The sequence below is a fragment of the Streptomyces sp. R33 genome, from assembly GCF_041200175.1.
GTDB lineage: Bacteria > Actinomycetota > Actinomycetes > Streptomycetales > Streptomycetaceae > Streptomyces > Streptomyces katrae_B.
On sequence record NZ_CP165727.1, the window covers coordinates 1,841,699 to 1,867,547 of the forward strand.

The window sequence follows — 25,849 nt, forward strand, 5'->3', positions numbered from 1 at the left end:
CCGTGAAGGTGGCCGGTACCCGCTCGTTCCGCCCTAGTCCCGCCCGCTGGTGACGGCGTAATACTGCAGGTCCTGGACCTTCACCGTGCGGTCCGCCGCGTAGGGCAGTTTCACCTCCGCGCCGGGCTTGCCGTCGCGGACCACCACCGCCGAGCTGGTGCCCGGGCGCAGCGGGAGCAGCGCGGAATGGATGCCCGCCGGAGCCTCGTGCTCGTCCCGGGCCGTGCCCACCGCCGTACGGACGGTCGCCGGGGCAGTCAGGAAGCTGAGCACCTCCACCGTGTCGCGGGGTGCGGCGCTGCCCTTGCGCAGGGACATCACCAGCGACTGGCTGCCCGTGGGGTCGGCCGCGGCGAACTGGGTGCGCGCGGAGACGTACAGCGTGTCGCGGACGATCTCCGGCCAGCTGCCCGTCTTGAACTTGGTCAGGTAGTACGAGGAAAGGTCCAGGTAGGCGTACCCGTTGTGCAGCGAGGGCGCGAACTGGCTGCCTTCCGAGTAGTCGTTCCAGGTGGTGAGCTGCACCCAGTCGGCGCCGTCGTCGATGGCGTGCGTCCAGGTGGAGCGCAGCGTGGCGGTGTTGCCGGCCTCGTCGTAGATGCCCTGGTTGGGGCGGGCGTCCTGGACCGACACGGGCTGCATCCAGATCTTGCCCATGCCGTGGGCCCGCTGCACGTCGCGGGTGGCGCTGTCCTGGCCGACGTAGCTGCGGCTGCCCCACTCGGAGAAGCCGTGGCTGATCGGCGCGAACCGTGCACTGTTGGCGTCGAAGTCGAGGAACGTCGGGACGAAGGCGGTGCGGATGCCGTGCCGGCTCTTGAGGAGGTCGAGGACCTTCGTCCACCAGGCGACGTCCTTCGCCTCCGCCTTGAACGGGGAGACGACGAGCCGGCCGTCGCCGAGGCGGTGCGCGGCGGGGGCCTTGCCGAGGGCGGCGACGGCGTCGGCCAGCACGCCGGGATCGTCGGTGTTCAGCGAGGTCATGTCCGGCATCAGCATGATCTTGAACGCGGGGTCGACCGCATGGGCGGCCTCCATCAGGAGGTGGGCGCGGTCCCGGTTCGGCCCGGACAGGGAGAGCATGTCGAGCGTGAACCCGTCGAGCCCGGCGGCGCGGGCGGTGCGCACCTCCTGCTCGAGGTTGGCACGCTCCCAGTTGCCGCCCTTGGGCCGTACGGGCAGCGGCCGGTCGCGCAGCAGGCCGCCGTACCGCTCGTGCTTGCCGTTCTCCCCGCCCGGGTCCAGGTAGTTGCGGGTGTAGTAGTCGGCGTCGGCGCTCGCGTTGTCCAGCGAGAGCGGGTACGGGGTGAAGTAGTGCGCGAACACCAGTTTCCTGCCCGCGCCGCCGGTACGCAGGGCGGCCGGTGCGGGCAGGTCGAAGGGCAGGGCTCCGGCGGGCCGTTGACCGTCGGCGTCCCCCGCGCCGGCAGCGCTGCCCGGGCTCTGGTCCTCACCGCCCGGGCTGCCGCCGGGGGCGGGCGGGGCCTGGCCGGTGGCGTCCGGCGTGGGGCTCCCGGAGCCGGTGCCGGTGCCGGCGGACCAGGGCGTGCCGATCGCGGAAGCGGCGGCGCCGTCCTGGCCGGAGGCACGGGCGAACGGGTCCCAGGCGATGCCGGTGGCGGCGCAGACGCCGACGAGCAGGAAGGCGGCGGCGAGCAGGGTCAGCAGCGGCCGGCCCCGGAACCCCCGGCGGCGGCGGTGCGAACTCATCGTGGATGCCCTCCCCCTGCACTGTGCCCCGGTTGCGGGACCTGCACAGCAGTAGAGCCGATCGGCGGCTTCCGGACAACCGTTCGCAGGGGCACGGGGCGGCAACCGGCCCCGGGCCGGCCGGAGGTCAGGAACGGGCGGCGGCGACGTTCACGTTCTCCAGGATTCCGAGGGCGTCGGGGACGAGGACGGTCGCCGAGTAGTAGGCGCTGACCAGGTAGGACATGATCGAGCGCTGGTCGATGCCCATGTAGCGGACGTTCAGGCCGGGTTCGTACTCCTCGGGGATCGCGGTCGGGCGCAGGCCGATGACGCCCTCCTGCTCCTCGCCGGTCCGCAGCGCGAGGATCGAACTGGTGTGGCCGCCGACGATCGGGATCTTGCCGCAGGGCAGCAGCGGGATCCCGCGCCAGGCGGGCACCGACTTGCCCTGGACCTCGGCGGAGTCGGGGACGAGCCCGCGCTTGTTGCACTCGCGGAAGAAGGCGGCGATGGCCTTGGGGTGGGCCAGCAGCACCTTGGTGCCGCGGCGCATGGTGACCAGCTCGTCGAGGTCGTCGGGGGTGGGCGGCCCGGACCAGGTGTTGATGCGCTGCTCGTACGCGGCGTTGTGGAGCAGCCCGAACTCCCGGTTGTTGACGAGCTCCCACTCCTGGCGCTCGCGCAACGCCTCGACGGTCAGGCGCAGTTGCTGCTCGAACTGGTTCATAGGATCGTTGTAGAGGTCGGCGACGCGGGTGTGGATCTGCAGGACGGTCTGGGCGAGGGAGAGTTCGTACTCGCGCGGGCTGAGGTCGTAGTCGACGAAGGTGCCGGGCAGCAGGGCCTCGCCCGCGTGGCTGGAAGCGAGCTCGATGTCGGCCTCCCCGCGCCGGTTGACCGGGCGGCGGCCGTTCTCCACGTACTGTTCGAGGTGGGTGCGCAGGGCGGCGGAGCGCTCCAGTACCTCCTGAAAGGCGCGCCAGCGCAGCACCATCACGGTTCCGGCGGTGGCGGCCCGTACGGAGTAGTCCCAGCGCGGTTCGGGCCGGCCGAGGGCGTCGTCGCCGAGCTGGTCGCCGTCGGCGACGACGCCGAGGACGTCCGGCGCACCGTACTTGCCCTGGGCGCGCTTCTCGAGGCGGCCGTGGGCGATGACGAAGACCTCCTCCACGGGCGCGCCCTCCTCGACCAGGGTGTCGCCTGCGCGCAGGTCCCGTTTCACGAAGCGGACGGCGAGGTCCTCGAGGACCTCCTGGTCCTGGAAGCCCTTGAGGGTGGGGAGTTCACCCAGGGTGGGCGCGAGGATGCGCACGTCGTCGGCGCCGGTCTGCACGAAGGAGACCCGGCCGCGGCCCACGGCGTGGCTCAGGCGCCGGTTGACGCGGTAGGTGCCCGCGGTGACGTCCACCCAGGGCAGTACGCGCAGCAGCCAGCGGGAGCTGATGCCCTGCATCTGGGGGACGGACTTGGTGGTGGTCGCGAGGTTTCGGGCGGCCGCGGTGCTGAGGGCGGCCTGCCGGGCCGCCGCTTCGGCCTCGGGGGTGGGGGCTTCGGGGGTGGTCATGCCGGGGTCCCTCCGTGCGTCGGGCCGTGCGTCGGGCCGTGCGTCGGGCCGTGCGTCGGGCCGTGCGTCGGGCCGTGCTCCTGACCGTGCGTCGGGCTGTCGTCCCGGGCCGGGTCGCGGCCCGCGGAGTTGTAGCGGGCGGTGGTGCGGTGCCATTCCAGATTTCCGCCGAGCCAGGCCCATACGTCGGCCAGGAAGCGGATCAGCGGCGGGAATCCGGCCGCGGCGAGGAGGGCCGACTCCTCCTCGAAGGCGCGTACGAGCTCGTCGTGGAGGTCGGCGGAGCGGCGGACCGCCTCGGCCCGCGAACAGCCCTCCTCGGCCTCGATCAGCGCGGGCAGGTTGTAGTTGACGGCCGCGCTCTCGTCCTCGCGGTGCATGGAGTAGAGGTCGTTGACGATGACGCTGGCGGAGGCGGCCTTGAGGACCGCGCCGCGCACGCGCGGGTCGGCGTACGCCTCGACGGGCAGCTCGTAGCCGCCGGCCGGGTCGAGCATCACCATGGTGGGCATGAAGCTGTTGTCCTGGCGGACGGCGAGGAACTCCCAGACGGGCGGGGTGCGCCCGGAGACCCGCCAGCCCGCCTCGGCGGTGTAGCCGGAGAACAGCGCGGCCATCTCGTGCCGGTAGCGGGTGAGCTGGGAGCGGGTGGCGTACCGGGACAGGTGCGCGGTGCTGGAGCGCAGCGCGACGAGGACCGGGTCGGCGCGCATGGCCTGCTCCAGCCGGGGTGCGTAGCGGGCCGGCAGATGGGCCGGGTCGATGGCGGCCAGGGCCTGGGACAGGTGGGTGGCGATCTGCAGAGGGACGGCGCCGGCGCTCTCGTCGTCGCAGTAGTAGTCGTCGGTGGCCCACTGGGCGAGGGTGCACTTGGCGGGGGCGAGCAGCCGGTCCGGGTCCTCGACGTGGGCGTACGTGAGCATCGTGTACCGGCCGAGCGAGAGCTCCCGTACGTCGTCCAGCCGGCCGGCGTAGATCCCGGTCTCCTCGGCCCAGGCGATGAGCCGGTCCTCGACCGTCTCGGCGAGGGCCGGGTCGTCGCGCTGCGGGGGCGGGCAGTACAGCTCGGGGACGGCGGGGTTCCCCCGCGACCGCCCGGGCGCCGCGGGGGTCGCTGCCGCTGCGGGAGTCGGAAAGGGCACGGCGGCCGGCGCCGGGGGCGGGAGGGCGGGACGGATGCGCAGGGTGCTGGTGCCGGGGCCGCCCGGCCCCCCGCGCAGCCGGGCCAGCAGTGCCGCACGCGACGGTACGGGAGGGGCGGACAGGACGGGCAGGGCGGACCGGTCGGCCAGGGCGGACAGGTCGGGCGGGTGGGCGGGGTCGGCAGCGGGCGGATGCTTCTGCATGGCATGACAGTGCGATGCGGGCCCGGCGCACGGGTAGCCGCCCCGGCGCCGGCCCTGTTGAAAATCCGACGCGGTTGAAGCTCTGAACGGATGTACGAGGAGGCCCCCGTCACGTTCCCGCGGCCACCCGCTCCAGCAGCGGCCGTACGACCCCGCTCGCGCGCACGGCCCGCAGCCGCCCCCGCATCCGGCGCAACGCGTCCGTCACCCGGGCCGACTCCAGCTGCGGTACGACGTCCAGGACCTCGTGCCAGGCGGCGCAGGCCCGCTCCAGGTGCCCCTGGCCCAGGTGGAGTTCGGCGAGCCGGGCCGCCGTGACCGCCCGCGCGCGGCGCTCCGCCGCCGGCCGGTGGCGCAGCGAGGCGCCGAGCGCGGCGATGGCTCCCCGGCCGTCGCCCAGCGCGGCCAGCGCCTCCGCCTGCTGGTGGCACAGCGCGGCCTGGTGGTAGTCGCCGATCGGCGCACTCTGCCCCTCCGAGCGGTCCAGCAGCCGCTGGGCGCCGGCCAGATGGGAGACGGCGGCCCGCCGGTCCCCGCAGGCGGCCTCCGCCACGGCGAGCTGCCCGGTGACGAACGCCGCCTGGAGCGTCGGCAGCCGCCCCGCCTCCCGCGCGGCCGCCTCCGCGAGCTCCAGTGCCTGCGTGCGGTGGCCGAGGTGGTGGGCCTGCACGCTCATCGCCCGCAGCACGGGCGCGTGGCACTGCGGGTCTCCGGCCTCACGGCCCAGCCGCAACGCCGCCCGGTAGTAGGCCTGGGCCACCCCGTGCTGGTTGCTGTCGAAGCACAGGAACCCGGCGGTGTAGGCCAGCCGGGAGGTGGCGCCGAGCAGCAGGTGGCGTACGGAGGGCGGCGCTTCGGCGCGCAGCCACGGGGCGACGGTGGTGGCGAGGTAGGCGGTCAGGGCGGGCCGGGCGAGCCCGCTGCCGAACATCATGTCGGCGTTGCGGAAGACCGGGAGCACCGCCTCGGCGGCGCGTACGTGGTCCTGCCCGATCCGTACCCCGCCCCGCGCCCCGGTCCGTACCCCGGCCCGCGAGCCGGTCCGCCCCGGACGGGCCGGCTGCTGCTCCTCCGGCGGCCGCCACGCGGAGGAGTAGACCGGGATCTCGCCCAGCGCACCGACCCCGAGGTCCGGCCCGCAGTGCGGCGGTTCCGCCCCGGCCAGCGCGGCCGCGCCGAGGACGTCCGCGTGCGTCCCCCCGCCGGGGCGTTCCCGCGCCCTCGCCCCGGCGGGCCGGGCGAGCCCGGTGTCGGCGGCGGCGATCCGGCGCCCGGTGCGCCGGCTCAGCGCCTCGGCGGCGAGGTCGACGACGTGGGCGGGCGGCCTGGTGCCCGCGAGCCAGTGGGAGACGGAGGTCCGGTCGTAGCTGAGGGTGAGGCCGGCCTCGGCTGCGATGCCGTTGACGGCCCGTGCGAAGTCCTGCCCGCTCCAGCGGGCTTCGATGAGGAGGGTGCGGAGTTGTCCGTTGGGTTCACGCTTCGCCATCCAGAACCGCCCAACTCGTACGTGTGTCCAGCGCTTCAACACGGTCGGAGATTCAACAGGGTGGGACAGGGGCCCGTGTACCGGGTGGGGCCGCCCTGCCTCTAACTAAGACGTGTGCACACGGTGGCACCCGGTCACACCGGGTGTGCGTGGCGTGCGGGAGCACAGCGGATCACGCACAAGCGGGATCACTCCTTCCGATCGCCCCCGTACGCGACGTACGCGACGTGCGCGACCCTCACCCGGGCCGCTGCGCAGGACAGTCACCGACGCCGCATCCGGAGCCAGGAAGACCGACCGAGAGGACGTTCCGTCATGTCTGTCGACCCGACGACCGAAGAGAGCGCCGCCGCACACCCGAACCGCAACGCCCGCCAGAGCCTCAGCACCGATGCGGCGCGGAATCTCGCCACCACCACCAAGTCCGCCCCGCAGATGCAGGGCATCAGCTCCCGCTGGCTGCTGAAGATCCTCCCGTGGGTCCAGACCAGCGGCGGCACCTACCGGGTCAACCGCACGGTCAGCTACACCCTCGGCGACGGGCGCATCAGCTTCGTCAAGACCGGAACCGAACTCCGGGTCATCCCGCCCATGCTGCGCGAGCTCGGCATGCTCCGGCACTTCCCCGACGACGCGGTCGTCAAGTCGATCGCGGACCGGTTCGTCAAGGAGGAGTTCCGCAAGGGCGACGTGATCGTCCGCCGCGGCGAACCCGTCGACAAGATCTACCTCATCGCCCACGGCCGCATCGAGCGGCTCGGCGAGAGCGCGTACGGGGAGGAGGCGAGCCTCGGCGTCCTGAGCGACGGCGACCACTTCGGCCACCACCCGCTGCCGGACGCCCGCTGGGAGTTCACCGCCCGCGCCCAGACGGACGTGGTGACCATGACGTACAACCGCGGTGACTGGGACGAGGCGCTGAACCGCTCCCCCGCCCTGCGCCGGCACGCCGAGGCCTACCTGGAGGCGGAGCGCGTGGGCCGCAAGGGCAGCGAGGCGGTGGACCTGTCCGCCGGCCACACCGGCGAGGTCATGCTGCCCGGCACGTACGTCGACTACGACCTGAGCCCCCGCGAGTACGAACTGAGCGTCGCCCAGACCGTGCTGCGGGTCCACACGCGCGTCGCCGACCTCTACAACCAGCCGATGAACCAGTCGGAGCAGCAGCTGCGGCTGACGATCGAGGCCCTCAAGGAGCGCCAGGAGAGCGAGCTGGTCAACCACCCGGAGTTCGGGCTGCTGCACAACGCCGACTACGAGCAGCGGATCTACGCCCGCACGGGCCCGCCCACCCCGGACGACATGGACGAGCTGCTCAGCCGGCGGCGCGGCTCCCAGTACTTCCTCGCGCACCCGCGCACGATCGCCGCGTTCGGCCGCGAGTGCAGCCGGCGCGGGCTGTACCCGGCCTCCGTCGAGTTCCAGGGGCACTCGATGCCCTCGTGGCGCGGGGTGCCGCTGCTGCCCTGCAACAAGATCCCGGTCACGAAGGAGCGGACCAGCTCGATCCTGGTCATGCGTACCGGCGAGGACAACGAGGGGGTCATCGGTCTGCACCAGCTGGGCCTGCCGGACGAGTACCAGCCGGGCCTGTCCGTCCGGTTCATGAGCATCAACGAGCAGGCGATCGTCTCCTACCTGGTCACCGCGTACTACTCGGCGGCCATTCTGGTGCCCGACGCCGTCGGGGTGCTGGAGAACGTAGAGATCTCGCGCTTCGACGACTGAGGGCGGCGGCCGCATGAGCAGCACAGGGAGCGCGCAGCCCTTCGAACTGCCCGAGTTCTACGTCCCGCACCCCGCCCGCCTCAATCCGCACCTGGCCCGCGCCCGCGCGCACGCCCTCGACTGGGCCCGCGGCATGGGCATGCTGGAGGGCTCCGGCGTATGGGAGCAGGCCGACCTGGAGGCGCACGACTACGCACTGCTGTGCGCCTACACCCACCCCGAGTGCGATGCTTCGATGCTTTCGCTCGTCACCGACTGGTACGTGTGGGTGTTCTTCTTCGACGACTGGTTCCTGGAGGTCTTCAAGCGCCCCGGCGACCGGGCGGGCGGGCACACCGCGCTGGAACGGCTGGCCCTGTTCATGCCCGACGGCCCACCCGGACACGACGTGAACGCGCGGGCCCCCGAGCCCCGCAACCCGGTGGAGGCGGGGCTCGCCGACCTGTGGGCCCGGACCGTGCCCGGGCATTCGCCGGACTGGATCGCCCGTTTCTCGACCAGCACCCGCAATCTCCTCGTGGAGTCCCTGTGGGAGCTCGACAACATCAGCATCGGCCGGGTCGCCAATCCGGTCGAGTACGTCGAACAGCGCCGCAAGGTCGGCGGCGCGCCCTGGTCGGCGGGGCTCGTCGAGCACGCCGTGGGCGCCGAAGTGCCCGCCGCCGTCTCCGCCGAGCGGCCGCTGCGCGTGCTGCGCGACTGCTTCGCGGACTCGGTGCACTTCCGCAACGACCTGTTCTCGTACGAGCGGGAGGTGGGCAAGGAGGGCGAACTCAGCAACGGGGTGCTGGTGCTGGAGACCTTCTTCGGGTGCACCACCCAGGAGGCGGCCGATCAGCTGAACCGGCTGCTCACCTCACGCCTCCAGCAGTTCGAGCACACCTTCTTCGCCGAGCTGCCCCCGATGTTCGCGCGGGCCGGCCTGACCCCGGAACAGGTCGCGGCGGTGCTCACGTACGCCCGCGGGCTGCAGGACTGGCAGTCCGGCGGCCACGAATGGCACCTGCGCTCCAGCCGCTACATGAACCGGCGGTCCGGCCTGCCCGCCGGACCCTCCGGGCTGGGCAGCGCCACCTCCGGCCTCAAGGCGCTGCTGGGCATCACCGGCGGCGCGGACCGACTCCGGCGGCACACCCGCACCCCGCACCCGGTGGGCCCGTCCGTGATCCCGGAGTTCTACCTGCCGTACCCGAACCGGCTCAACCCGCACCTGGAGGGCGCCCGCGGGCGGCTGGTGGAGTGGAACCGTGCGATGGGGATGTTCGACGAGGGCCTGTGGTGGGAGGACAAGGCCGTCGACTTCGACTTCGCGCTCTGCTCGGCGGGCATCGACCCGAAGGCCTCGGCCGCGGACCTCGATGTCAGCGCGGCCTGGCTGAGCTGGGGCACGTACGCGGACGACCTCTACCCGATCCGCTTCGGCGCCACCCGCGACCTGGCCGGGGCCCGGGCCCAGGACGCCCGGCTGCGCGCGCTCATGCCGCTGGAGCCCGGGGTGCCCACCGCTCCCCCGGTGAACGCGCTGGAACGGGGGCTCGCCGACGTCTGGCTGCGCACGATCACGCCGATGGCGCCGGCCGGGCGGCGCATGTTCCGGGCGGCGATGGACGCCGTGCTCGACAGCTGGCTGTGGGAGGTGGAGAACCAGGCGGCCCACCGGGTGCCGGACCCGGTGGACTACCTGGAGATGCGCCGGGTGACCTTCGGCTCTCCCATGACGGCCTCGCTGGCCCGGATGGCCCACATGGACGTCGTACCGCAGGAGGTCTACGGGAGCGCCGCGATGCAGTCGCTGGAGGCGGCGGCCTTCGACTACTCGGCGCTGATGAACGACGTGTACTCGTACCAGAAGGAGGTGGAGTACGAGGGCGAGCTGCTCAACATGCTGGTCGTCACGGAGACCTTCTTCGGCTGCGACTACCGGACGGCGCTCGGGGTCGTGAACGATCTGATGACCTCGCGGATGAAGCAGTTCGAGCACGTGCTGGAGAAGGAGTTCCCCGCCATGTACCGGGACTTCGGGCTGGACGCGGCGGCGCGGGAGGCACTGGACCGGTACGCGGACGAGCTCAAGCAGTGGATCGCCGGGATCTCCACCTGGCACGCGGAGACCCGGCGCTACCGGGAGGAGGACTTGAAACGGCACCACGCGCGGCGGACCGATCCGGTGGTGGCGGCGGGCGCCGGTGCGCTGCCCCGGGCACCGCACCGGGCCGGGTGGGCGTGAGGACGGCTGCGGTCAGGTGTGCACGGCCCGTTCGTCTTCCGCGTGTCCCTCCGGTTCCAGCTGGAGGGTGGAGTGGGCCACGTCGAAGTGGTCGCCGACGCAGGCCTGCAGCCGGGCGAGCAGCCGCCCGTGCTCCTCGCCGCGCAGGGTCTCGGCGGCGACCACGACGTGCGCGGTCAGGACGGGCATGCCGGAGGTCACGGTCCAGGCGTGCAGATCGTGCACCTCCAGTACGCCCGGCTCCGCCAGGAGGTGCCGGCGGACGTCGGCGAGGTCCATGTCCTGCGGGGTGGCCTCCAGCAGGACGTGGGCGGCGTCGCGCAGCAGTCCGTAGGCGCGCGGGACGATGAGCAGGCCGATGACGATGGAGGCGATGGGGTCGGCGGCCTGCCATCCGGTGAGCAGGATGACGAGGCCGCCGATGATCACGGCCACGGAGCCCAGGGCGTCGCCGAGCACCTCGAGGTAGGCGCCGCGCAGGTTGAGGCTGTGTTCCTTGGCGTCGCGCAGCAGCCACAGGCCGACGCCGTTGGCGGCCAGGCCCAGAACGGCGACGCCGAACATCAGCCCGCCCTTGACCTCGACGGGTTCGCTGAAGCGGCGAACGGCGGTGTAGAGGACCCAGACGAAGATGGCGAGGAGCAGTACGGCGTTCAGGACGGCCGAGAAGATCTCGACCCGGTAGAAGCCGAAGGTGCGGCGCGGGGTCGGGGCGCGCTGGGCGAGGGTGACGGCGCCGAGCGCCAGGGAGACGCCGACGGCGTCGGTGAGGCTGTGCGCGGCGTCGGCGAGCAGGGCCAGGCTGCCGGAGAGCACGGAGCCGACGACCTGGATCAGGGTGATCGTGGCGCTGATGCCGATGGTCCAGAGCAGGCGGGTCCGGAAGGTCCCGCTGACGGTTCCGGCGGTCGCCGGGGGAGCTCCGTGGTCATGACCCATGATCAGCATCCGACCACAGGACGGTCGTCGGCGCTCGTCACGGGGCCCCACCTGGCTGTATGGACAAAAGCGCGCCGCGTGTACAACTTATCCGGAATCCGACATTCCCCTGGCCATCCGGCAGAACTGGCGCATAATCATCGCTACGCGGCGCGAATGAACCCTTGGCCGCGCATGGGACACGCATGCAATGGGGGGCATCGTGCCGATGAGGGATCCAGGCCGGACCGGCACGCTTCCAGCGACGTCCGACGAGCTGTCGCAGCTGCTGACCGCCGTCCGGCGGGGGCGGTTGCTGACCATCACCGGGCGGTTCCGGGAGCCGCGGAGCCGGCTGGTGCGGGAGATCGCCGAGCGGCTCTCGTCCAACTTCTGCGACGGCGCGGCCGTCGTCATGCTGTGCCGGCCCTTCGGCGTCCGCGAACTGACGGCCGCGCTGGGCTGCGTGCCGGGCATGCCGTTCCTGCCCTACGGGACGACGGACGCCGTCTCGTGGCTCGCGGAGCGGGACATGCTGCTGGTCCTGGACGGCACCGAACACCTCGCACCGGAGGCGCTGGCCTGGCTGCGGCGCCTGCTCACGGCCGCCCCGGGGCTGCGCATCCTGGCCGCGGGGCGCTCGCCGCTGGCCTTCGAGGGGGAACGCGTCCACCGCCTCTGATCCGGACGGCCCCCAGGGGGCCAGGCCACCCGCTTCCACTCCTCCACCGGCCGGGTCCGCAGACGGGTCCGCCCCGGTCGGCGACTGCCGACCGGGGCGGACCCGTCAGGACATCCGGGCCTTACGCGAGGGTCGCGATCGCCTGGTTGAAGGTCGCGGACGGCCGCATGACCGCCGAGGCCTTCGCGGCGTCGGGCTGGTAGTAGCCGCCGATGTCGGCCGGGGAGCCCTGGACGGCGATGAGCTCGCCGACGATGGTCTCCTCCTGCTCGCCCAGCGTCTTGGCGAGCGCCTCGAACGCGGTGGCCAGCGCGGCGTCGTCGGTCTGCTTGGCCAGCTCCTGCGCCCAGTACAGGGCGAGGTAGAAGTGGCTGCCGCGGTTGTCGATGCCGCCCAGCTTGCGGCTCGGCGACTTGTCCTCGTTGAGGAAGGTGCCGGTCGCGCGGTCCAGGGTGTCGGCCAGCACCTGGGCGCGGGCGTTGCCGGTGGTGGTCGCGAGGTGCTCGAAGGAGACGGCCAGCGCGAGGAACTCACCGAGGGAGTCCCAGCGCAGGTAGTTCTCCTTGACGAGCTGCTGGACGTGCTTCGGGGCGGAGCCGCCGGCGCCCGTCTCGAAGAGGCCGCCGCCGTTCATCAGCGGGACGACCGACAGCATCTTGGCGCTGGTGCCCAGCTCCAGGATCGGGAACAGGTCGGTCAGGTAGTCGCGCAGGACGTTGCCGGTCACCGAGATGGTGTCCTCGCCGCGGCGGATGCGCTCCAGGGAGTACGCGGTGGCCTTGACCGGGGAGAGGATCTCGATGGTGAGACCGTCGGTGTCGTGGTCGGCGAGGTACGTCTTGACCTTGGCGATCAGCTGCGCGTCGTGCGCGCGGCCCTCGTCGAGCCAGAAGACGGCCGGGACGCCGGTGGCGCGGGCGCGGGTGACGGCGAGCTTGACCCAGTCCTGGATCGGCGCGTCCTTGGTCTGGCAGGCGCGGAAGATGTCGCCGGCGGCGACCTCCTGCTCCAGGACCGTGTTGCCCGCGGCGTCGACGACGCGGACGGTGCCCGCGGCGGCGATCTCGAAGGTCTTGTCGTGGCTGCCGTACTCCTCGGCCTTCTGGGCCATGAGGCCGACGTTCGGCACCGAGCCCATGGTGGACGGGTCGAAGGCGCCGTGCGCGCGGCAGTCGTCGATGACGGCCTGGTAGACGCCCGCGTAGCTGCTGTCCGGGAGGACCGCGAGGGTGTCGGCCTCGTTGCCGTCCGGGCCCCACATGTGGCCGGAGGTACGGATCATGGCCGGCATGGAGGCGTCGACGATGACGTCGGACGGGACGTGCAGGTTGGTGATGCCCTTGTCCGAGTCGACCATCGCGAGGGCCGGGCCCTCGGCGATCTCGGCCTCGAAGGAGGCCTTGATCTCGGCGCCGATGTGCGGGACGCCGTCGAGGCCGTTGAGGATGGTGCCGAGGCCGTCGTTCGGGGACAGGCCGGCGGCGACCAGGACCTCGCCGTACTTCGCGAAGGTCTTCGGGAAGAACGCGCGGACCACGTGGCCGAAGACGATCGGGTCGGAGACCTTCATCATCGTGGCCTTGAGGTGGACGGAGAACAGGACGTCCTCGGCCTTGGCGCGGGCGATCTGCGCGTCCAGGAAGGTGCGCAGCGCGTCGACGTGCAGGACGGACGCGTCCACGACCTCGCCGGCCAGGACCGGTACGGACTCACGCAGGACGGTCGTCGCGCCGTCGGCGGCGACGTGCTCGATGCGGAGCGTGCCGGCCTCGGCGATCACGGCGGACTTCTCGGTGGAGCGGAAGTCGTTCTCGCCCATGGTGGCGACGTTCGTCTTCGACTCGGGGCTCCAGGCGCCCATGCGGTGCGGGTGGGCCTTGGCGTAGTTCTTGACCGAGGCGGGGGCGCGGCGGTCGGAGTTGCCCTCACGCAGGACCGGGTTGACGGCGCTGCCCTTGACCTTGTCGTAGCGGGCGCGGATCTCGCGCTCCTCGTCGGTCTTCGGGTCGTCCGGGTAGTCCGGGAGCGCGTAGCCCTGGCCCTGGAGCTCGGCGACCGCGGCCTTCAGCTGCGGGATCGAAGCCGAGATGTTGGGCAGCTTGATGATGTTCGCTTCCGGCGTCTTCGCCAGCTCGCCGAGCTCGGCGAGGGCATCGGCGATCCGCTGGCCCTCCTCGAGGTGCTCCGGGAAGCTGGCGATGATGCGACCGGCCAGGGAGATGTCACGGGTCTCGACATTCACACCGGCCGTCGACGCGTAGGCCTGGATCACAGGCAGGAAGGAATACGTCGCGAGGGCCGGGGCCTCGTCAGTGTGCGTGTAGATGATGGTCGAGTCAGTCACCGGATGCTCCGCTCCACAGTCTGCGTCTCTCGTCTGCAACATTGCTCGACATCAAGATATCTCGTGATCGGGCCGGTCCGGACAGCCCCCTCCCCGAGTTCTCGAGGAGACGCGCGTCACCCCGGTCCTCCGCGACCCCGCGGAACGGCGAAACGCCGCCTCCGGCTGTTTCCAGCCGGGGGCGGCGCTCGGGTGATTCAGACGCTCAGGCTTGCGGGCCTGGTCAGGCCTGGACGGCCTTCGGGTTCTGGCCGTACTGGTTCGGCTGCGGCTGGCCCTCGGTCGCCATGAGGACGAGGAGCCAGATGCCGCCGATCAGCGGGACGAGGGCGATGAACATCCACCAGCCGGACTTGCCGGTGTCGTGCAGGCGGCGGACACCCACGGCCAGGCCCGGGAGGAAGACGGCCAGCGCGTAGATCGCGTAGAGGAGCGGGTAGGTGCCGATCGCGTTGTCGAGGACGGCGACGATGATCAGGGCGATCAGGTTGAAGAGGGTGAACATCCAGTACTCCTGCCGGCGGGCGCGGCCGGAGAAGACGGTGTACTTCTTCAGGACGTCGGTGTAGTAGTGCATGGGTCCCCCCTGAGGACGGTTCGTCGGCCCGTCCTGCTGGAGCAAGCCGAGGCAGAACTTATGCCCCGCTTATGTGGCGGTCAAGCCAGTTCTCAAGTCGCCGGAAGTACCGCTTTCCTGGGGTCCATCGACCAAAAACACCGGTACCGGGAGCCATTGGGGACCCACTGGTCGTGTCAGGTCACACGGGGTGACGAAACAGGGGTGACGGGGCCCTATTTGTGAGGTTGGAGAGTCCCCTGATCCGCTCCGGGCCGGCACGCGCGGGGCCCCGCAACTCCCGGAGCGGGCCCGCCCGCGCCCACATCGTTACGGCTCTGCGACCTGAACCGGCCGCCGCACGCGCGGACGTCCCGCGCCGGCCGGGGGCCGGGCACGGGACGTGGACGCCGTGGACGCACCGACCGGTTCAGCCGATGTGGAACGGGTCCCCGTAGACCTTCCAGTCGAGCGGGGTGTTGAGGTTCAGGTTGCCCTTCTTGAGGAAGACCCGCTGCGCGGTGTCGACACGGCTGGTGTCGCTGTGCGCCTCCTCCTGCTTCATCGCCCAGACGCGGGCGTCGAGGAAGGCGTTGAGCCAGGTCGTCTCGTTGCCGCCCTGCGCCGGGGGCTTGGCCTTGGACAGGGCCCGCTTGCGGATGTTGCGGAAGCTGGTGGAGTCGGTGCCGTCGCCGTGCATGACGATGGCGTCGTAGTAGATGAACTGGCCGAGCGTGCCGACCCCGTCGGACTTGCCCTGCTTGACGGCGGGGTTGAAGTAGACCCGGTCGCGCTCGTGGTCCTGGGCCTTCTTGAACTCGCCGTCCTGGGCCGCCTTCGCCCAGTCCTTGGTGAAGTTCGGGTCGAGGCCCTTGTGCGAGTCGGTGCCGTCGACCTGACGGAGGGCCGGAAGGTACTTGGCGAGCACATTGCCCGGCTTGACGTCGGTGTAGTACTCGACGAGGTCGAGCATGTCGCCGGTGCCGGAACAGAAGCCGATGATGCCGGCCGTGTAGCCGCGGCCGTCGTCTATGTCCTCTATGTACTTGTACTGCGCCTTCCAGTCCAGCGAGGAGTTCTCCGCGCTGGAGACGATCTGCATGGCGATGTCCTTCTTCGCCGGATCGTCGAGTCCGACGGCCGCGGCCGACACGGCGGCGGAAGCAGGGGCGGAAGCGGGGGCGGGTGCCGCGGTGGCGTGGGCGGTCACCGGTACGGCGAGCAGGGCGCTGCCGAGCAGGGCGCCGATGGCCATTCTCTTGCGGTGGGGGGTGAACACAAGGCCTCCATGGGGGAGTTGAGGCTTACCCAACTTCGTTAGGAAACTTTACTACCAGAGCTCGGGACAGCTCAATACCCGTGCACGCCACGCGTGCGGAGGGGGCCGGTGGTCAACCCGCGGCTCAGAGCCAGCCGTTGCGGCGGAAGCCCCGGTGAATGGCGTAGCAGGCGAGGGCCATGACGCCGACCACGATCGGATAGCCGTACGTCCAGTGCAGCTCGGGCATGTTGTCGAAGTTCATGCCGTAGACCCCGCAGACCATGGTCGGCACGGCGACGATGGCCGCCCACGCCGTGATCTTGCGCATGTCCTCGTTCTGCGCGACGGTCACCTGCGCGAGGTGCGCCTGCAGGATGGAGTCGAGCAGGCCGTCGTACGCGCCGATCTGGTCGGTGGCCCGGGTCAGGTGGTCCGCGACGTCACGGAAGTACGCGCGGACGTCCGGCGGGATGACCGGTATCGGCTGTGTGGCCAGGTGCTGGAGCGGCCGGCTCAGCGGGGCCACCGCCCGGCGCAGTTCCAGCAGTTCGCGCTTGAGCTGATAGATGCGGCCGGCGTCGCCGCGGCCACCGTACTCGCTGAAGACGGCGGTCTCGACGGCGTCGATGTCGTTCTGCACCGCGTCCGTGACGGCCACGTAGTCGTCGACGACGTGGTCGGCGATGGCGTGCAGAACGGACGACGGGCCCTTGGCCAGTTGCTCCGGCGTCGCCTCCAGGCTCTCGCGGACGGGGCCGAGCGTGCCGTGGCCGCCGTGCCGGATGGTGATGACGAAGTCGTCGCCGGTGAACGCCATCAGCTCGCCCGTCTCCACGACCTCGCTCGTGGCGGTGAGCTCCTCGTGCTCCACGTAACGCACCGTCTTGAAGACGGAGAACAGTATGTCGTCGTACCGCTCCACCTTGGGGCGCTGGTGCGCGTTCACGGCGTCCTCGACGGCGAGGGGGTGCAGGCCGAACAGCTCGGCGAGCCCGGCGAGTTCCTCCTTCGCCGGTTCGTGCAGGCCGATCCAGACGAACCCGTCGCCCGTCTTGCGGACCCGTCGCAGCGCTTCCTCGGCCTCGGCGCAGCCGTCCTGCCGTGCACCGTCCACGTAGACCACGCAGTTGACCACCGCGCTGCCGAGCGGGGAGCGGGACGGGTGGCTCAGGTCGACGGCCCGCCTGTAGCCGCGACGCACGGCCCGGCGCAAGTTGCTGAACATGGACAACGGGGTACTTCCCTTCGGCGGATCAGCGGCCAGTCTGCCACCGTCGCCGATCGGGCCCCGTCAGACCCTGTCGATGAACACGCTCGTCGACTTCACCCGGGCCACGGCCCGCGCCCCCACCTCGAGGCCGAGTTCCTCCACCGCCTCCCGGGTCAGCAGCGACACGACGCGGTGGGGACCCGCCTGGATCTCGACCTGGGCGTCGACGGTACCGAGCTTGACGGCGGTGACGATGCCCGGGAAGGCGTTGCGCGCCGAGGTGTACGGGGCGTCCTCGGCGTCGGCGCCCTCCTGGGCGGCCTCCACGCAGAACGCGGCCAGGTCCGGCCCGTCCACCATCCGCCGCGTGCCCTCCCGGCGGGTGGGGAACCGCTCGGCATCCGCCCAGCGCCGGGCGGTGTCGACGCTCACGCCGAGCAGCCGCGCAGCCTGGCCGATCGTGTAGGACTCCATGGCCGCAGCTTACGGGTGCCGCGTCCCGTCCTGGCGCAGTGCCTCGGCCGCCGAGGCCGCGATCACCTCCGCCACCGTCGACAGCGCCGGGGAGTCGAGCTTCCACTGCTGCCAGTACAGGGGCACGTCCAGCGGCCGCCCCGGCACCAGCAGCACCAGCCCGCCCGCGCGCACCAGCGGCTCCGCCTGCGGCTCGGGCACCAGTCCCCAGCCCAGCCCGGCCGCCACCGCGTCGCAGAACCCCTCCGAGGTCGGCACGTGGTGGCGCAGCGGCCCGGCCCCGGCGTCCTGATCGCCGGTCAGCGACCGTACGAACACGTCCTGGAGCACGTCCCGCCGGTCGAACACGATCACCGGTGCCTCCCGCAGACCGTCCTCGAGCGACCCGGCCGCGAGGTGGCGCGCCACGAACCCGGGGCTCGCCACCGGCAGGTACCGCGCCAGTCCGAGCCTGCGTACGGTGCACCCCGCCACCGGGTCCGGCGAGGAGGTGACCGCCGCCATGACCTGGCCCTCCCGCAGCAGCGCCGTCGTGTGCGACTCGTCCTCCCGGTGCAGTTCGAAGAAGACCGGCGGATCCTGCGGCACCTGCGTGAGCGCCGGCAGGAACCAGGTCGCGAGCGAGTCCGCGTTGACCGCGATCGGCAGCCGCACCGGGCCGCCCGACTCCTGCGCCATCCCGAGCTCGGCCCGCGCGTCCCGCTCCAGCCGGGCGAGCTGCCGGGCGAACCGGACCACCACCTGTCCGGACTCGGTCGCCCGGACCGGCTTCGTCCGCATCAGCAGCACCCGCCCGGTCCGCTGCTCCAGCGCCTTGACCCGCTGGCTGACGGCGGACGGGGTCACGTGCAGGGCAGCGGCAGCCGCATCGAAGGTGCCCTCGTCCACGACGGCGAGGAGGGTCCGTACCTGGTCCAGGGGAAGCTCGTCCATCACGAGCGCTAAGGGTACGTAAAAATCTTTAGCTGTACTGAAACCATGCCGCTGCCTACGGTCGAAGACATGACACACGGCATCATCGCGGCGGCCCTCGCCGGCTTCGGCACCGGACTCTCCCTCATCGTCGCCATCGGCGCACAGAACGCCTTCGTCCTGCGACAGGGGGCCCGTCGGCAGGCCGTCCTCGCCGTGGTCGCGATCTGCGCGCTCTCCGATGCGGTCCTCATCGCCCTCGGCGTCGCGGGCGTCGGCGCCTTCGTCACCGCCTGGCCGGCCGCCCTGACCGCGGTCGCCATCGCCGGCGGCGGGTTCCTCATCTGCTACGGGTTCCTCGCCGCCCGCCGGGTGCTCCGCCCCACCCCGGGCGCCGCACTGGACACCGGCGGCGCCACCGCCGGGTCCCGCCGCCGGGCCGTGCTGACCTGCCTGGCCATGACCTGGCTCAACCCGCACGTCTACCTGGACACCGTGCTGCTGCTCGGATCCCTCGCCGCCGACCGCGGCGACCTGCGCTGGGCCTTCGGCATCGGGGCCGGGCTGGCCAGCCTGATCTGGTTCGGCACGCTCGGCTACGGCGCCCGGCTGCTCGGCGGTCTGCTGGCGCGCCCCTCGGCCTGGCGGGTGCTGGACGGGCTCGTCGCGGCGACCATGGTCACGATGGGCGGGATGCTCCTGGCCCGGGCCTGACCGCGGACTGCGGCGGGCCTGCGCGCGGGGCACGGATCCCCCCGTACCTCCGCGCGACCACAGGAGCCCGCCGTGCCCGACCGCCCGTCCGACCACCCCTCCCCCGATGCGGTGCGCGCGTACTACGCCGCCCGGCCGTCCCCGCTCGTCGCCGCCACCGGCATCGTGCTGGACACCGACGGGCGGGTCCTCGTACTGACGCCCTCGTACAAGGCGGACCTGGAACTGCCGGGCGGCACGGTCGAGGACACCGAGACCCCGGAGGAGGGGCTGGCCCGCGAGCTGAAGGAGGAGCTGGACCTCTCCGTGCCGGTCGGCCGGCTGCTGGCCGTGGACTCCCGGCGGCCCGGCTCCCTCGGCCGCTCCCTGATCGCCCACGTCCACCTCGTCGGGCCGCTCTCGCCGGAGCAGGCCGCCGCGATCTCCTTCGCGGACGGCGAGATCGCCGCCGCCCGCTGGCTCCCCCCGCAGGAGGCGTACGCGGCGCTGCCCGCCCGGATCGCGCCCCGGCTGCGCGCCGGCCTGGACGCCCTCCACTCCGGCTCCCTCGCGCACCTCGTCGACGGCGTGGCCCAGCCCGGCTCGTCGGCGGGGCTGGACCCGGCGCGGCGTACGGCCCTCGAACACGCCGGTTCCTTCGACGCCGCGAGCCACCGGGCCGCCCGCCCCAAGGCCCTCACCGCGGCGAGCGTGCTGTTCACCGATTCCGCCGGCCGGATCCTGCTGGTGGAGCCCTCGTACGGCAGGCCGGGCCGCTGGAACCTGCCGGGCGGCGGGATCGACAGCGACCTGGGCGAGACCCCGCGGGCCGCCGCCCGCCGGGAGGTGCACGAGGAACTCGGCCTCGACCTCGAGCCGGGCCGGCTGCTCGGCGTGAACTGGGCGCACAAGCCCGGCTATCCGGCCCGCATCCGCTTCCTCTACGACGGCGGGGTCCTGGACGGCGCCGCCCTGGGCCGGATCCGGCTCGCCCCCTTCGAGCTGCTCCGCTGGCGAGCGGTGCCGGCCGGGGAGCTGCGCGCCCTGGTCAAACCGTCCCTGCGCCGCCAGATCGAGGCCTGCCTGCGCGCCCGCACCGAGGGCACGGGCCCGCTGGAACTCCACGCCGGCCGCCCCGCCGGCACCCCGCGGAAGAGGAAGAAGGATCCCTCCGGCAAGCCGGAGAAGGCCTAGCAGAAACGAACGCTCGCTGCTCCATCCGGACGGCATCGTGGCGTGGCGCGTGGGCGACGGGGCCGGCTCGCGCATCGTCGAACCAGACAGTCCACGCACACGCATACGCGCACGCACTCTCGCCAGCGAGAACGAGCGGAACCCATGGAGCACCACCATGTCCGCAGAGCCGACCCGCCCCGGTACCAGTACCACTCCAGCCGTCGCCGACGCCGCCGCACAGCCCGATCCGCGCCGGTGGTGGATCCTCGGCGTCATCGGCCTCGCCCAGCTCATGGTCGTCCTCGACGCCACCATCGTGAACATCGCCCTGCCCTCGGCCCAGGCCGGCCTCGGGTTCTCCGACGACCAGCGGCAGTGGGTGGTGACCTCGTACGCGATCACCTTCGGCAGCCTGCTGCTGCTCGGCGGGCGGCTCGCCGACAAGTTCGGGCGGCGGCGGGCCTTCCTCCTCGGGCAGATCGGATTCGCCGCGGCCTCCGCCCTCGGGGGGGCCGCCGCCACGTTCGGGGTCCTCGTCACGGCCCGCGCCCTGCAAGGCGTGTTCGCGGCGCTGCTGGCTCCGGCCGCGCTCTCGCTGCTCACCACCACGTTCTCCGCCCCCGCCGAACGCGGCAAGGCCTTCGGCGTGTTCGGATCGCTCGCCGCGTCCGGGGGCGCCGTGGGGCTGCTGCTGGGCGGATTCCTCACCGAGCACCTGAGCTGGCGCGCGACGATGTACGTGAACCTGCTCTTCGCCGCCGTCGCCGTCGTCGGCGGTGTGCTGCTGCTCAAGCGGCCGGCCCCGACCACCCCTCCCCGACTGGACCTGCCCGGCACGCTGCTGGCTTCGTCCGGGCTGTTCTGCCTGGTCTACGGCCTGGCCAAGCCCGGCTCCCACGGCTGGCAGTCCGTGCACACCCTGGGTTTCCTGGCCACCGGCGCCGTCCTGCTCACCGCGTTCGTCTGGTGGCAGGGCCGCAGTGCACACCCGCTGCTGCCGCTGCGTATCGTGCTCGACCGGGTCCGGGGCACGGCGCTCGCGTCCGTGTTCATCACCGGGGTCGGCATGTTCGGGGTGTTCCTGTTCCTCACGTACTACCTGCAGCACACCCGCGGTTACAGCCCGGCCCTGACCGGCCTGGCCTTCATGCCGATGTCCGGCTGCACCATGATCGGCGCGATCGGCAGCAACATGGGGCTGCTCGGCAGGATCGGCGGGCGTCCGCGCATCGTCACCGGGATGCTGCTGTCGGCGTGCGGCATGGCCTGGCTGGCGAACCTGACGGCGACCGGCTCCTACGTCGTCGACGTCCTGCCGGGCCAAGTGGCGACGGGGCTGGGCATGGGCCTGATCACGGCCGCCGCGATGAACCTCGGCACGGCGGGCATCGACCCGCGGGACGCCGGTGTCGGCTCCGCGACGGTCAACGCCATGCGGCAGACGGGCGGCTCCGTCGGCACGGCGCTGATGAGCACCCTTGCCGCCGGAGCCGTCACCCGCTCCCTGGCGGGCCGGCAGCCCGCGCCGGAGTTGATGGCGCGGGCTGCCCTGGAGGGTTACCGCACGGTCTTCACGGCATCGGCGGCGATCTTCGTCGTCGGCGCGGTGCTGACCCTGCTCCTGCTTCCCGGCGGCCTGTCCATGGAGCGGGCACACGGCGCGCCCGGGGGCCGCCGCCCGTCAGCGCGGTGAGTGGGCGCCGGGGGCCGCGGGAGCCGCCGGGGAGGCGGGCTTGGCGGGGGCCATGGGAGCCGCCGGGGAGGCCGGCTTGGCGGGGGCCACGGGAGCCGCCTGCGAGGCCGGCTTGGCGGGAGTGACCGGGGCCACGGGGGTGCCGTCGGCCATCAGGCAGTTGGCCATCGAGCTACGGACCCGGTCGCCGGTCGAGAAGTGCTTCACCCGGCAGGAGTTGGTCCCGATCCCGCCGTCGACCTGGCCGTAGCCCGGGCCGATCGTCAGGACGCTGTCGTTCAGGCCGCGGACCGTGTCGTTGCCGGGACCGCCCTGGACGATGCCCGCGGACTCCGCGCCCACCGACTTGGGCTCGATGATGTCGTTCTCGCTGCCGCCGAGGACCCGGCCGCCGAGGTCGATGTTGCCCGTGCGGATCAGGTCGTTGCCGTCGTTGCCGAAGACCTGGCCGCCGCCGCGCTCGTACTCGCCCGGCTGGCCCATGACGCTGCCCGTGGTGATCTTGTCGTCGCCGTGGTCGCCGTAGACGGAGGCCCCGTGCGCCGCCGTGCCCACCACGAGGGCGGTGATGATGGTGTCGTTGCCCGCACCGCCGCGCACCGACGCGTTGCCGTTGCGCGGGGAGAGGTTGTTGACCTGGAGCGTGTCGTCACCCTCGCCGCCGAGCACCTGGGCGTCGATGAGCATGCCCTTGACCCGGATGTTGTCGTTGCCGCCACCGCCGTAGATGATCGCGTTCTCGACGTCGTTCTCGCACAGGATGGTGTCGTCGGCCGACGTGCCGCGTACCTCCTGTCCGGGCGGGGCCTCGACACCGTTGACGTAGCACCAGTGGGACGGCAGGGGTTCGGCCGCCTGGGCCGGGCCCGTCACGAACGAGGCGGCGACGGCGATCGTGCCGGCCAGGGTGTACGAGGCGGTGCGTAGGGTGCGGCGAGTGCGCAGCATCGATTTTGCTCCCGAGCATGGTGTTGGGTGGGAATGTCGTGCGGGGTCGGTCGTCAGGACAGCTCGTGGCGCAGGGGCGTGAGCTGTTCGATGTCGTAGCGCATCCGCAGTTCGCGGACCGCTGCGGGATCCGGGGTGGCGCTCGTGTCGAGCAGCTCGAGGAGCTCCTCGAAGTACCGCTCGTGATCGGGCGGCGGTGAGGCCTGGAAGAACATCCGGGCCGGTTCGCCGGTGGGGTTCGCGAAGGCATGCGGACAACCGGGCGGAACCACGATGACGGTTCCGGGCGTGGCACGGACGACCTGACGTCCGTCGAGCGCTTCCCAGTGTCTCCAGTCGTCCCCGGAACGCACGCGCGGCTCGAAGGCCATGACGTCGAGTTCACCCTCCAGGACGTAGAACAGTTCTTCGCTCCGGGTGTGCAGGTGTGCCCCGACGTCGAAACCGGGCGGTACGACGACCTCGAAGCTCGAGGCCACCGAGGAGTGCTCCCCGGTGACCTTGAACGTGACCTGCTGGGCGTCGGTGTGCAGCTTGCGGCCGTGACCCGGTGGGACGAGCAGCCCGTCGCGGGCGATGTGCGCGGTCATGACCAGGTCACGGGCAGACCTTCGGGCCCGCGGATGAGGGCACCGGGCCGCCAGCCCAGCTCGCTCGGGGGGACGCTGAGGCGCAGGTCCGCGAAGCGGTCGAGCAGTGCGTCCACGAGCAGTTCGGACTCGAGGCGGGCCAGCATGTTCCCGGGGCAGAAGTGGGGTCCGTACCCGAAGGAGACGTGCGGGTTGGGGTTGCGGTCCAGGTGCAGCTCGTGGGGGTCGGGGAAGACCTCCGGGTCGCGGTTGGCCGCGAGGTAGGAGACGTAGATGGCTTCGCCCGCCCGGATGAGCTGGCCGGCCACGGTGACGTCCTCGAGGGCGATCCGGGAGAGGCCGACGGCGTTGCGGTGCGGGATGTAGCGCAGCAGCTCGTTGAGCGCCGAGGGCCGCAGGCCGGGCTCGCTCCGCATCCGTTCCATCAGGTCCGGCCGGGTGAGGAGGATGTAGACCATGTTGCCGACGTTGTTGGTGACGGCCTCGCCCCCGATCTGGATGAGCAGGGCGAGTCCGGTGGCCTCCTCGGCGGTGACCTCGCCGGCTTCGACGGCCTTGACGAGGAGCCCGATGACGCTGTCACCGCCGGCCACTTCCCCGCTGCGCATGCGCCCGCCCAGGTAGGCGCACATGTCGTTCTTCGCCTGTTCGCTGCGTTCGGCGCCCTGGGCCGAGGAGAGGATCAGGCTGGTCCATTCGTGGACCATGGGCCGGTCGGCCTCCGGGACGCCCATCAGCTCGCACACGACGGCGAGCGGGAAGGGCGCGAGCAGGCGCTCGGTCAGGTCCACGGGCGGGCCGTCGCGCAGGATCCCGTCGACGAGGGCGTCGAGCATCTCCTTGGCCCGGGTGCGCAGGGACTCCACCCCGCTGGTGGTGAAGGCCGCGGCGACGGTGCGCCGCAGCCGGGTGTGGTCGGGCGGGTCCTCGAACCCGACCGCGCCCGGTGCGGGGATGAAGTGGGGGGCCAGCCGGGTGACATCGTGTTCCGCGACGAGCTTGCGGCTGAACCGGGGATCGTTGGCCACCATGCGCACGTCGTCGTACCGGCAGACGAGCCAGGCCCAGCCGCTTCCGTTCGGCAGGCGGATCCGGGTGATCGGACCCGCCTGCATCAGTTCGGCGAGGACGGGGTCGAAGTCGACCCCGTCCAGAGCCGGGGTGGGCCAGTGCGTGATGGGTGGCCTTGAGGTTGCGGGGCCGTCCTTCAGCATTCTTCGGATTCCTCCCTCACCCGGTCCCTCGTTCCGAGGTCCAGCTGCCCAGCGAGATCTCTGCGGTGATGCCCGGGCCGAAACCGGCCAGCAGGCCCCGCGCGGCGTCGGCGGTGGCGTTCTCGTCGAACATTCGGCGCAGTGCGTCCAGGACGACGGCGCTGGCGATGTTGCCGTACTCGGTCAGTGTGGCCCGGCTGAAGCGGAATGCCTCGGGTGCCACACCGAGGTACTTGCTCAGGTCATCCAGGATGCGGGGCCCACCGGCGTGGATGATGTAGAAATCCAGTGCGGCGGCGTCCCACCCATGGGCTTTCGCGAGCTCCTTGAGGGAGGGGGCGAGCGGTTCCATGGTCCCGGGCACCCGCCGGTCGAGCTTGAAGTGGAACCCGGTGGACTTGACGTCGTACATGATCCAGTCCTCTGTCTGGGGGATGATGTACGAGCTGTTGCGGTGCAGTTCCATGCCGGTGCCGCCCTTGCCGCGGACCACGGCGGCGCCGACGCCGTCGCCGAACAGGCCGTTGGAGAGCAGGTTGCCGACCTCCAGGTCACTGGGCTGGTAGCAGAGCGAGCAGAACTCGCAGGACACGATCAGCGCGTTCGCCTCGGGGTAGGCGGTGCAGAAGTCGTGGGCCCGGTTGACCGCCGCCCCGCCCGCCGCACAGCCCAGCTGGGCGATGGGAAGCTGTTTGGTGTCCGTCCTGAAGCCCATCGCGTTGATCATCCAAGCGGTCAGCGAGGGCATCATGAAGCCCGTGCACGACACGTAGATGATCATGTCGATGTCCTTCGCACGCAGCTGCGCGTCCTCCAGCGCCTGCCGCACCACCGCCGGGACCCGTTCCTTGGCCTCGACCTCGTACACCGCGTTGCGCGATTCGAAACCGGGGTGCTTGAGGGTCTCCTCGATGGGGCGCACGATGTGCCGCTTCGCGACGCCGGTGTTGCGGATCAGACGCAGCGCCAGGTCGAGCTGCGGATGGTCCGCGTGCACCGAACGGCACAGATCCAGGGTCTGCTCCATCGTGATCACGTGCTCGGGCACGCACACCGTTGGCCTGCACAGAGTCGCCATGGGTGGCTCTCCTTTCGTGTCTGACACAGCCTCACGGACCTTTGGCCGATGCGCGCG

At 71.8% G+C, this 25,849-nt stretch carries 21 protein-coding genes; 6 read left to right on the plus strand and 15 right to left on the minus strand.

Going from position 1 to position 25,849, the window contains the following annotated elements; translation table 11 throughout:
- Positions 1-33 precede the first annotated feature (33 nt).
- From AB5J51_RS08830 to AB5J51_RS08845, 4 genes are all read right to left on the minus strand, one after another.
- The gene (locus AB5J51_RS08830) at positions 34-1,710 is read right to left on the minus strand and encodes a glycoside hydrolase family 71 protein (protein WP_053790026.1); all 1,677 of its coding nucleotides are present in this window, start codon (positions 1,708-1,710) and stop codon (positions 34-36) included.
- Positions 1,711-1,837: 127 nt separating this feature from the next.
- A complete protein-coding gene (locus AB5J51_RS08835) occupies positions 1,838-3,256 on the minus strand; it encodes a family 2B encapsulin nanocompartment shell protein (RefSeq protein WP_369777379.1) in 1,419 nt (472 codons plus the stop codon).
- Positions 3,253-4,602, minus strand: a complete 1,350-nt coding sequence (locus AB5J51_RS08840; RefSeq protein ID WP_369777380.1) for a family 2 encapsulin nanocompartment cargo protein terpene cyclase — start codon at positions 4,600-4,602, stop codon at positions 3,253-3,255. The genes AB5J51_RS08835 and AB5J51_RS08840 overlap by 4 nt, the downstream gene beginning before the upstream one ends.
- Positions 4,603-4,711: 109 nt before the next feature.
- Positions 4,712-6,088 carry a hypothetical protein gene (locus AB5J51_RS08845; protein WP_369777381.1) on the minus strand — a complete coding sequence of 459 codons (1,377 nt, stop codon included), beginning with the start codon at positions 6,086-6,088 and terminating at the stop codon, positions 4,712-4,714.
- A 315-nt stretch (positions 6,089-6,403) separates the two neighbouring features.
- Between AB5J51_RS08845 and AB5J51_RS08850 the strand changes: the two genes are divergently transcribed.
- Entirely contained in the window at positions 6,404-7,816 is a 1,413-nt protein-coding gene (locus AB5J51_RS08850; RefSeq protein ID WP_053788584.1) for a family 2B encapsulin nanocompartment shell protein, read from the plus strand.
- A 13-nt stretch (positions 7,817-7,829) separates the two neighbouring features.
- Positions 7,830-10,043, plus strand: a complete 2,214-nt coding sequence (locus tag AB5J51_RS08855; RefSeq protein ID WP_369777382.1) for a germacradienol/geosmin synthase — start codon at positions 7,830-7,832, stop codon at positions 10,041-10,043.
- Positions 10,044-10,055: 12 nt separating this feature from the next.
- Here AB5J51_RS08855 and AB5J51_RS08860 read toward each other — a convergent pair whose 3' ends face one another.
- The gene (locus AB5J51_RS08860; RefSeq protein ID WP_369777383.1) at positions 10,056-10,991 is read right to left on the minus strand and encodes a cation diffusion facilitator family transporter; all 936 of its coding nucleotides are present in this window, start codon (positions 10,989-10,991) and stop codon (positions 10,056-10,058) included.
- Between the two features lie 199 nt (positions 10,992-11,190).
- Here AB5J51_RS08860 and AB5J51_RS08865 point away from each other — a divergent pair, with 199 nt between their 5' ends.
- Positions 11,191-11,643 carry a hypothetical protein gene (locus tag AB5J51_RS08865; RefSeq protein ID WP_136225176.1) on the plus strand — a complete coding sequence of 151 codons (453 nt, stop codon included), beginning with the start codon at positions 11,191-11,193 and terminating at the stop codon, positions 11,641-11,643.
- 121 nt (positions 11,644-11,764) lie between these two features.
- Here AB5J51_RS08865 and AB5J51_RS08870 read toward each other — a convergent pair whose 3' ends face one another.
- The 6 genes from AB5J51_RS08870 to AB5J51_RS08895 all read right to left on the minus strand — a co-directional run bounded on the left by AB5J51_RS08870 (position 11,765) and on the right by AB5J51_RS08895 (position 18,421).
- Positions 11,765-13,987: an NADP-dependent isocitrate dehydrogenase gene (locus tag AB5J51_RS08870; RefSeq protein WP_053788586.1), complete on the minus strand. Its 2,223-nt coding sequence runs from the start codon at positions 13,985-13,987 to the stop codon at positions 11,765-11,767.
- A 223-nt stretch (positions 13,988-14,210) separates the two neighbouring features.
- On the minus strand, positions 14,211-14,564 hold the full coding sequence (locus AB5J51_RS08875) for a DUF805 domain-containing protein (protein WP_030297604.1): 354 nt from the start codon (positions 14,562-14,564) through the stop codon (positions 14,211-14,213).
- Between the two features lie 409 nt (positions 14,565-14,973).
- Entirely contained in the window at positions 14,974-15,798 is an 825-nt protein-coding gene (locus tag AB5J51_RS08880; protein ID WP_369780234.1) for a chitosanase, read from the minus strand.
- Positions 15,799-15,946: 148 nt separating this feature from the next.
- Positions 15,947-17,029, minus strand: a complete 1,083-nt coding sequence (gene corA / locus AB5J51_RS08885) for a magnesium/cobalt transporter CorA (protein ID WP_136225177.1) — start codon at positions 17,027-17,029, stop codon at positions 15,947-15,949.
- A gap of 66 nt (positions 17,030-17,095) precedes the next feature.
- Entirely contained in the window at positions 17,096-17,488 is a 393-nt protein-coding gene (locus AB5J51_RS08890) for a molybdopterin-binding protein (RefSeq protein WP_053788588.1), read from the minus strand.
- Between the two features lie 9 nt (positions 17,489-17,497).
- Entirely contained in the window at positions 17,498-18,421 is a 924-nt protein-coding gene (locus tag AB5J51_RS08895) for a LysR family transcriptional regulator ArgP (RefSeq protein ID WP_369777384.1), read from the minus strand.
- Between the two features lie 69 nt (positions 18,422-18,490).
- On the opposite strand from AB5J51_RS08895, the gene AB5J51_RS08900 reads away from it, so the two are divergent.
- The 3 genes from AB5J51_RS08900 to AB5J51_RS08910 all read left to right on the plus strand — a co-directional run bounded on the left by AB5J51_RS08900 (position 18,491) and on the right by AB5J51_RS08910 (position 21,962).
- On the plus strand, positions 18,491-19,114 hold the full coding sequence (locus AB5J51_RS08900) for a LysE/ArgO family amino acid transporter (RefSeq protein WP_053788590.1): 624 nt from the start codon (positions 18,491-18,493) through the stop codon (positions 19,112-19,114).
- Positions 19,115-19,186: 72 nt separating this feature from the next.
- Positions 19,187-20,287 (plus strand): NUDIX hydrolase, encoded by a 1,101-nt coding sequence (locus AB5J51_RS08905; RefSeq protein WP_078987608.1) that lies wholly within the window; start codon positions 19,187-19,189, stop codon positions 20,285-20,287.
- A gap of 157 nt (positions 20,288-20,444) precedes the next feature.
- Positions 20,445-21,962: a DHA2 family efflux MFS transporter permease subunit gene (locus tag AB5J51_RS08910; RefSeq protein WP_133896335.1), complete on the plus strand. Its 1,518-nt coding sequence runs from the start codon at positions 20,445-20,447 to the stop codon at positions 21,960-21,962.
- Here AB5J51_RS08910 and AB5J51_RS08915 read toward each other — a convergent pair.
- From AB5J51_RS08915 to AB5J51_RS08930, 4 genes are read right to left on the minus strand one after another with little or no spacing between them, the layout of a single operon-like run.
- Positions 21,951-22,910, minus strand: a complete 960-nt coding sequence (locus AB5J51_RS08915; RefSeq protein ID WP_369777385.1) for a hypothetical protein — start codon at positions 22,908-22,910, stop codon at positions 21,951-21,953. The genes AB5J51_RS08910 and AB5J51_RS08915 overlap by 12 nt on opposite strands.
- A gap of 53 nt (positions 22,911-22,963) precedes the next feature.
- Complete coding sequence (locus AB5J51_RS08920; RefSeq protein ID WP_053788594.1) at positions 22,964-23,500, minus strand: cupin domain-containing protein; 537 nt, start codon at positions 23,498-23,500, stop codon at positions 22,964-22,966.
- Positions 23,497-24,714 carry a cytochrome P450 gene (locus AB5J51_RS08925; protein WP_053788595.1) on the minus strand — a complete coding sequence of 406 codons (1,218 nt, stop codon included), beginning with the start codon at positions 24,712-24,714 and terminating at the stop codon, positions 23,497-23,499. The genes AB5J51_RS08920 and AB5J51_RS08925 overlap by 4 nt, the downstream gene beginning before the upstream one ends.
- Positions 24,715-24,730: 16 nt before the next feature.
- Complete coding sequence (locus tag AB5J51_RS08930; RefSeq protein WP_078987609.1) at positions 24,731-25,792, minus strand: type III polyketide synthase; 1,062 nt, start codon at positions 25,790-25,792, stop codon at positions 24,731-24,733.
- Positions 25,793-25,849: the final 57 nt, after the last annotated feature.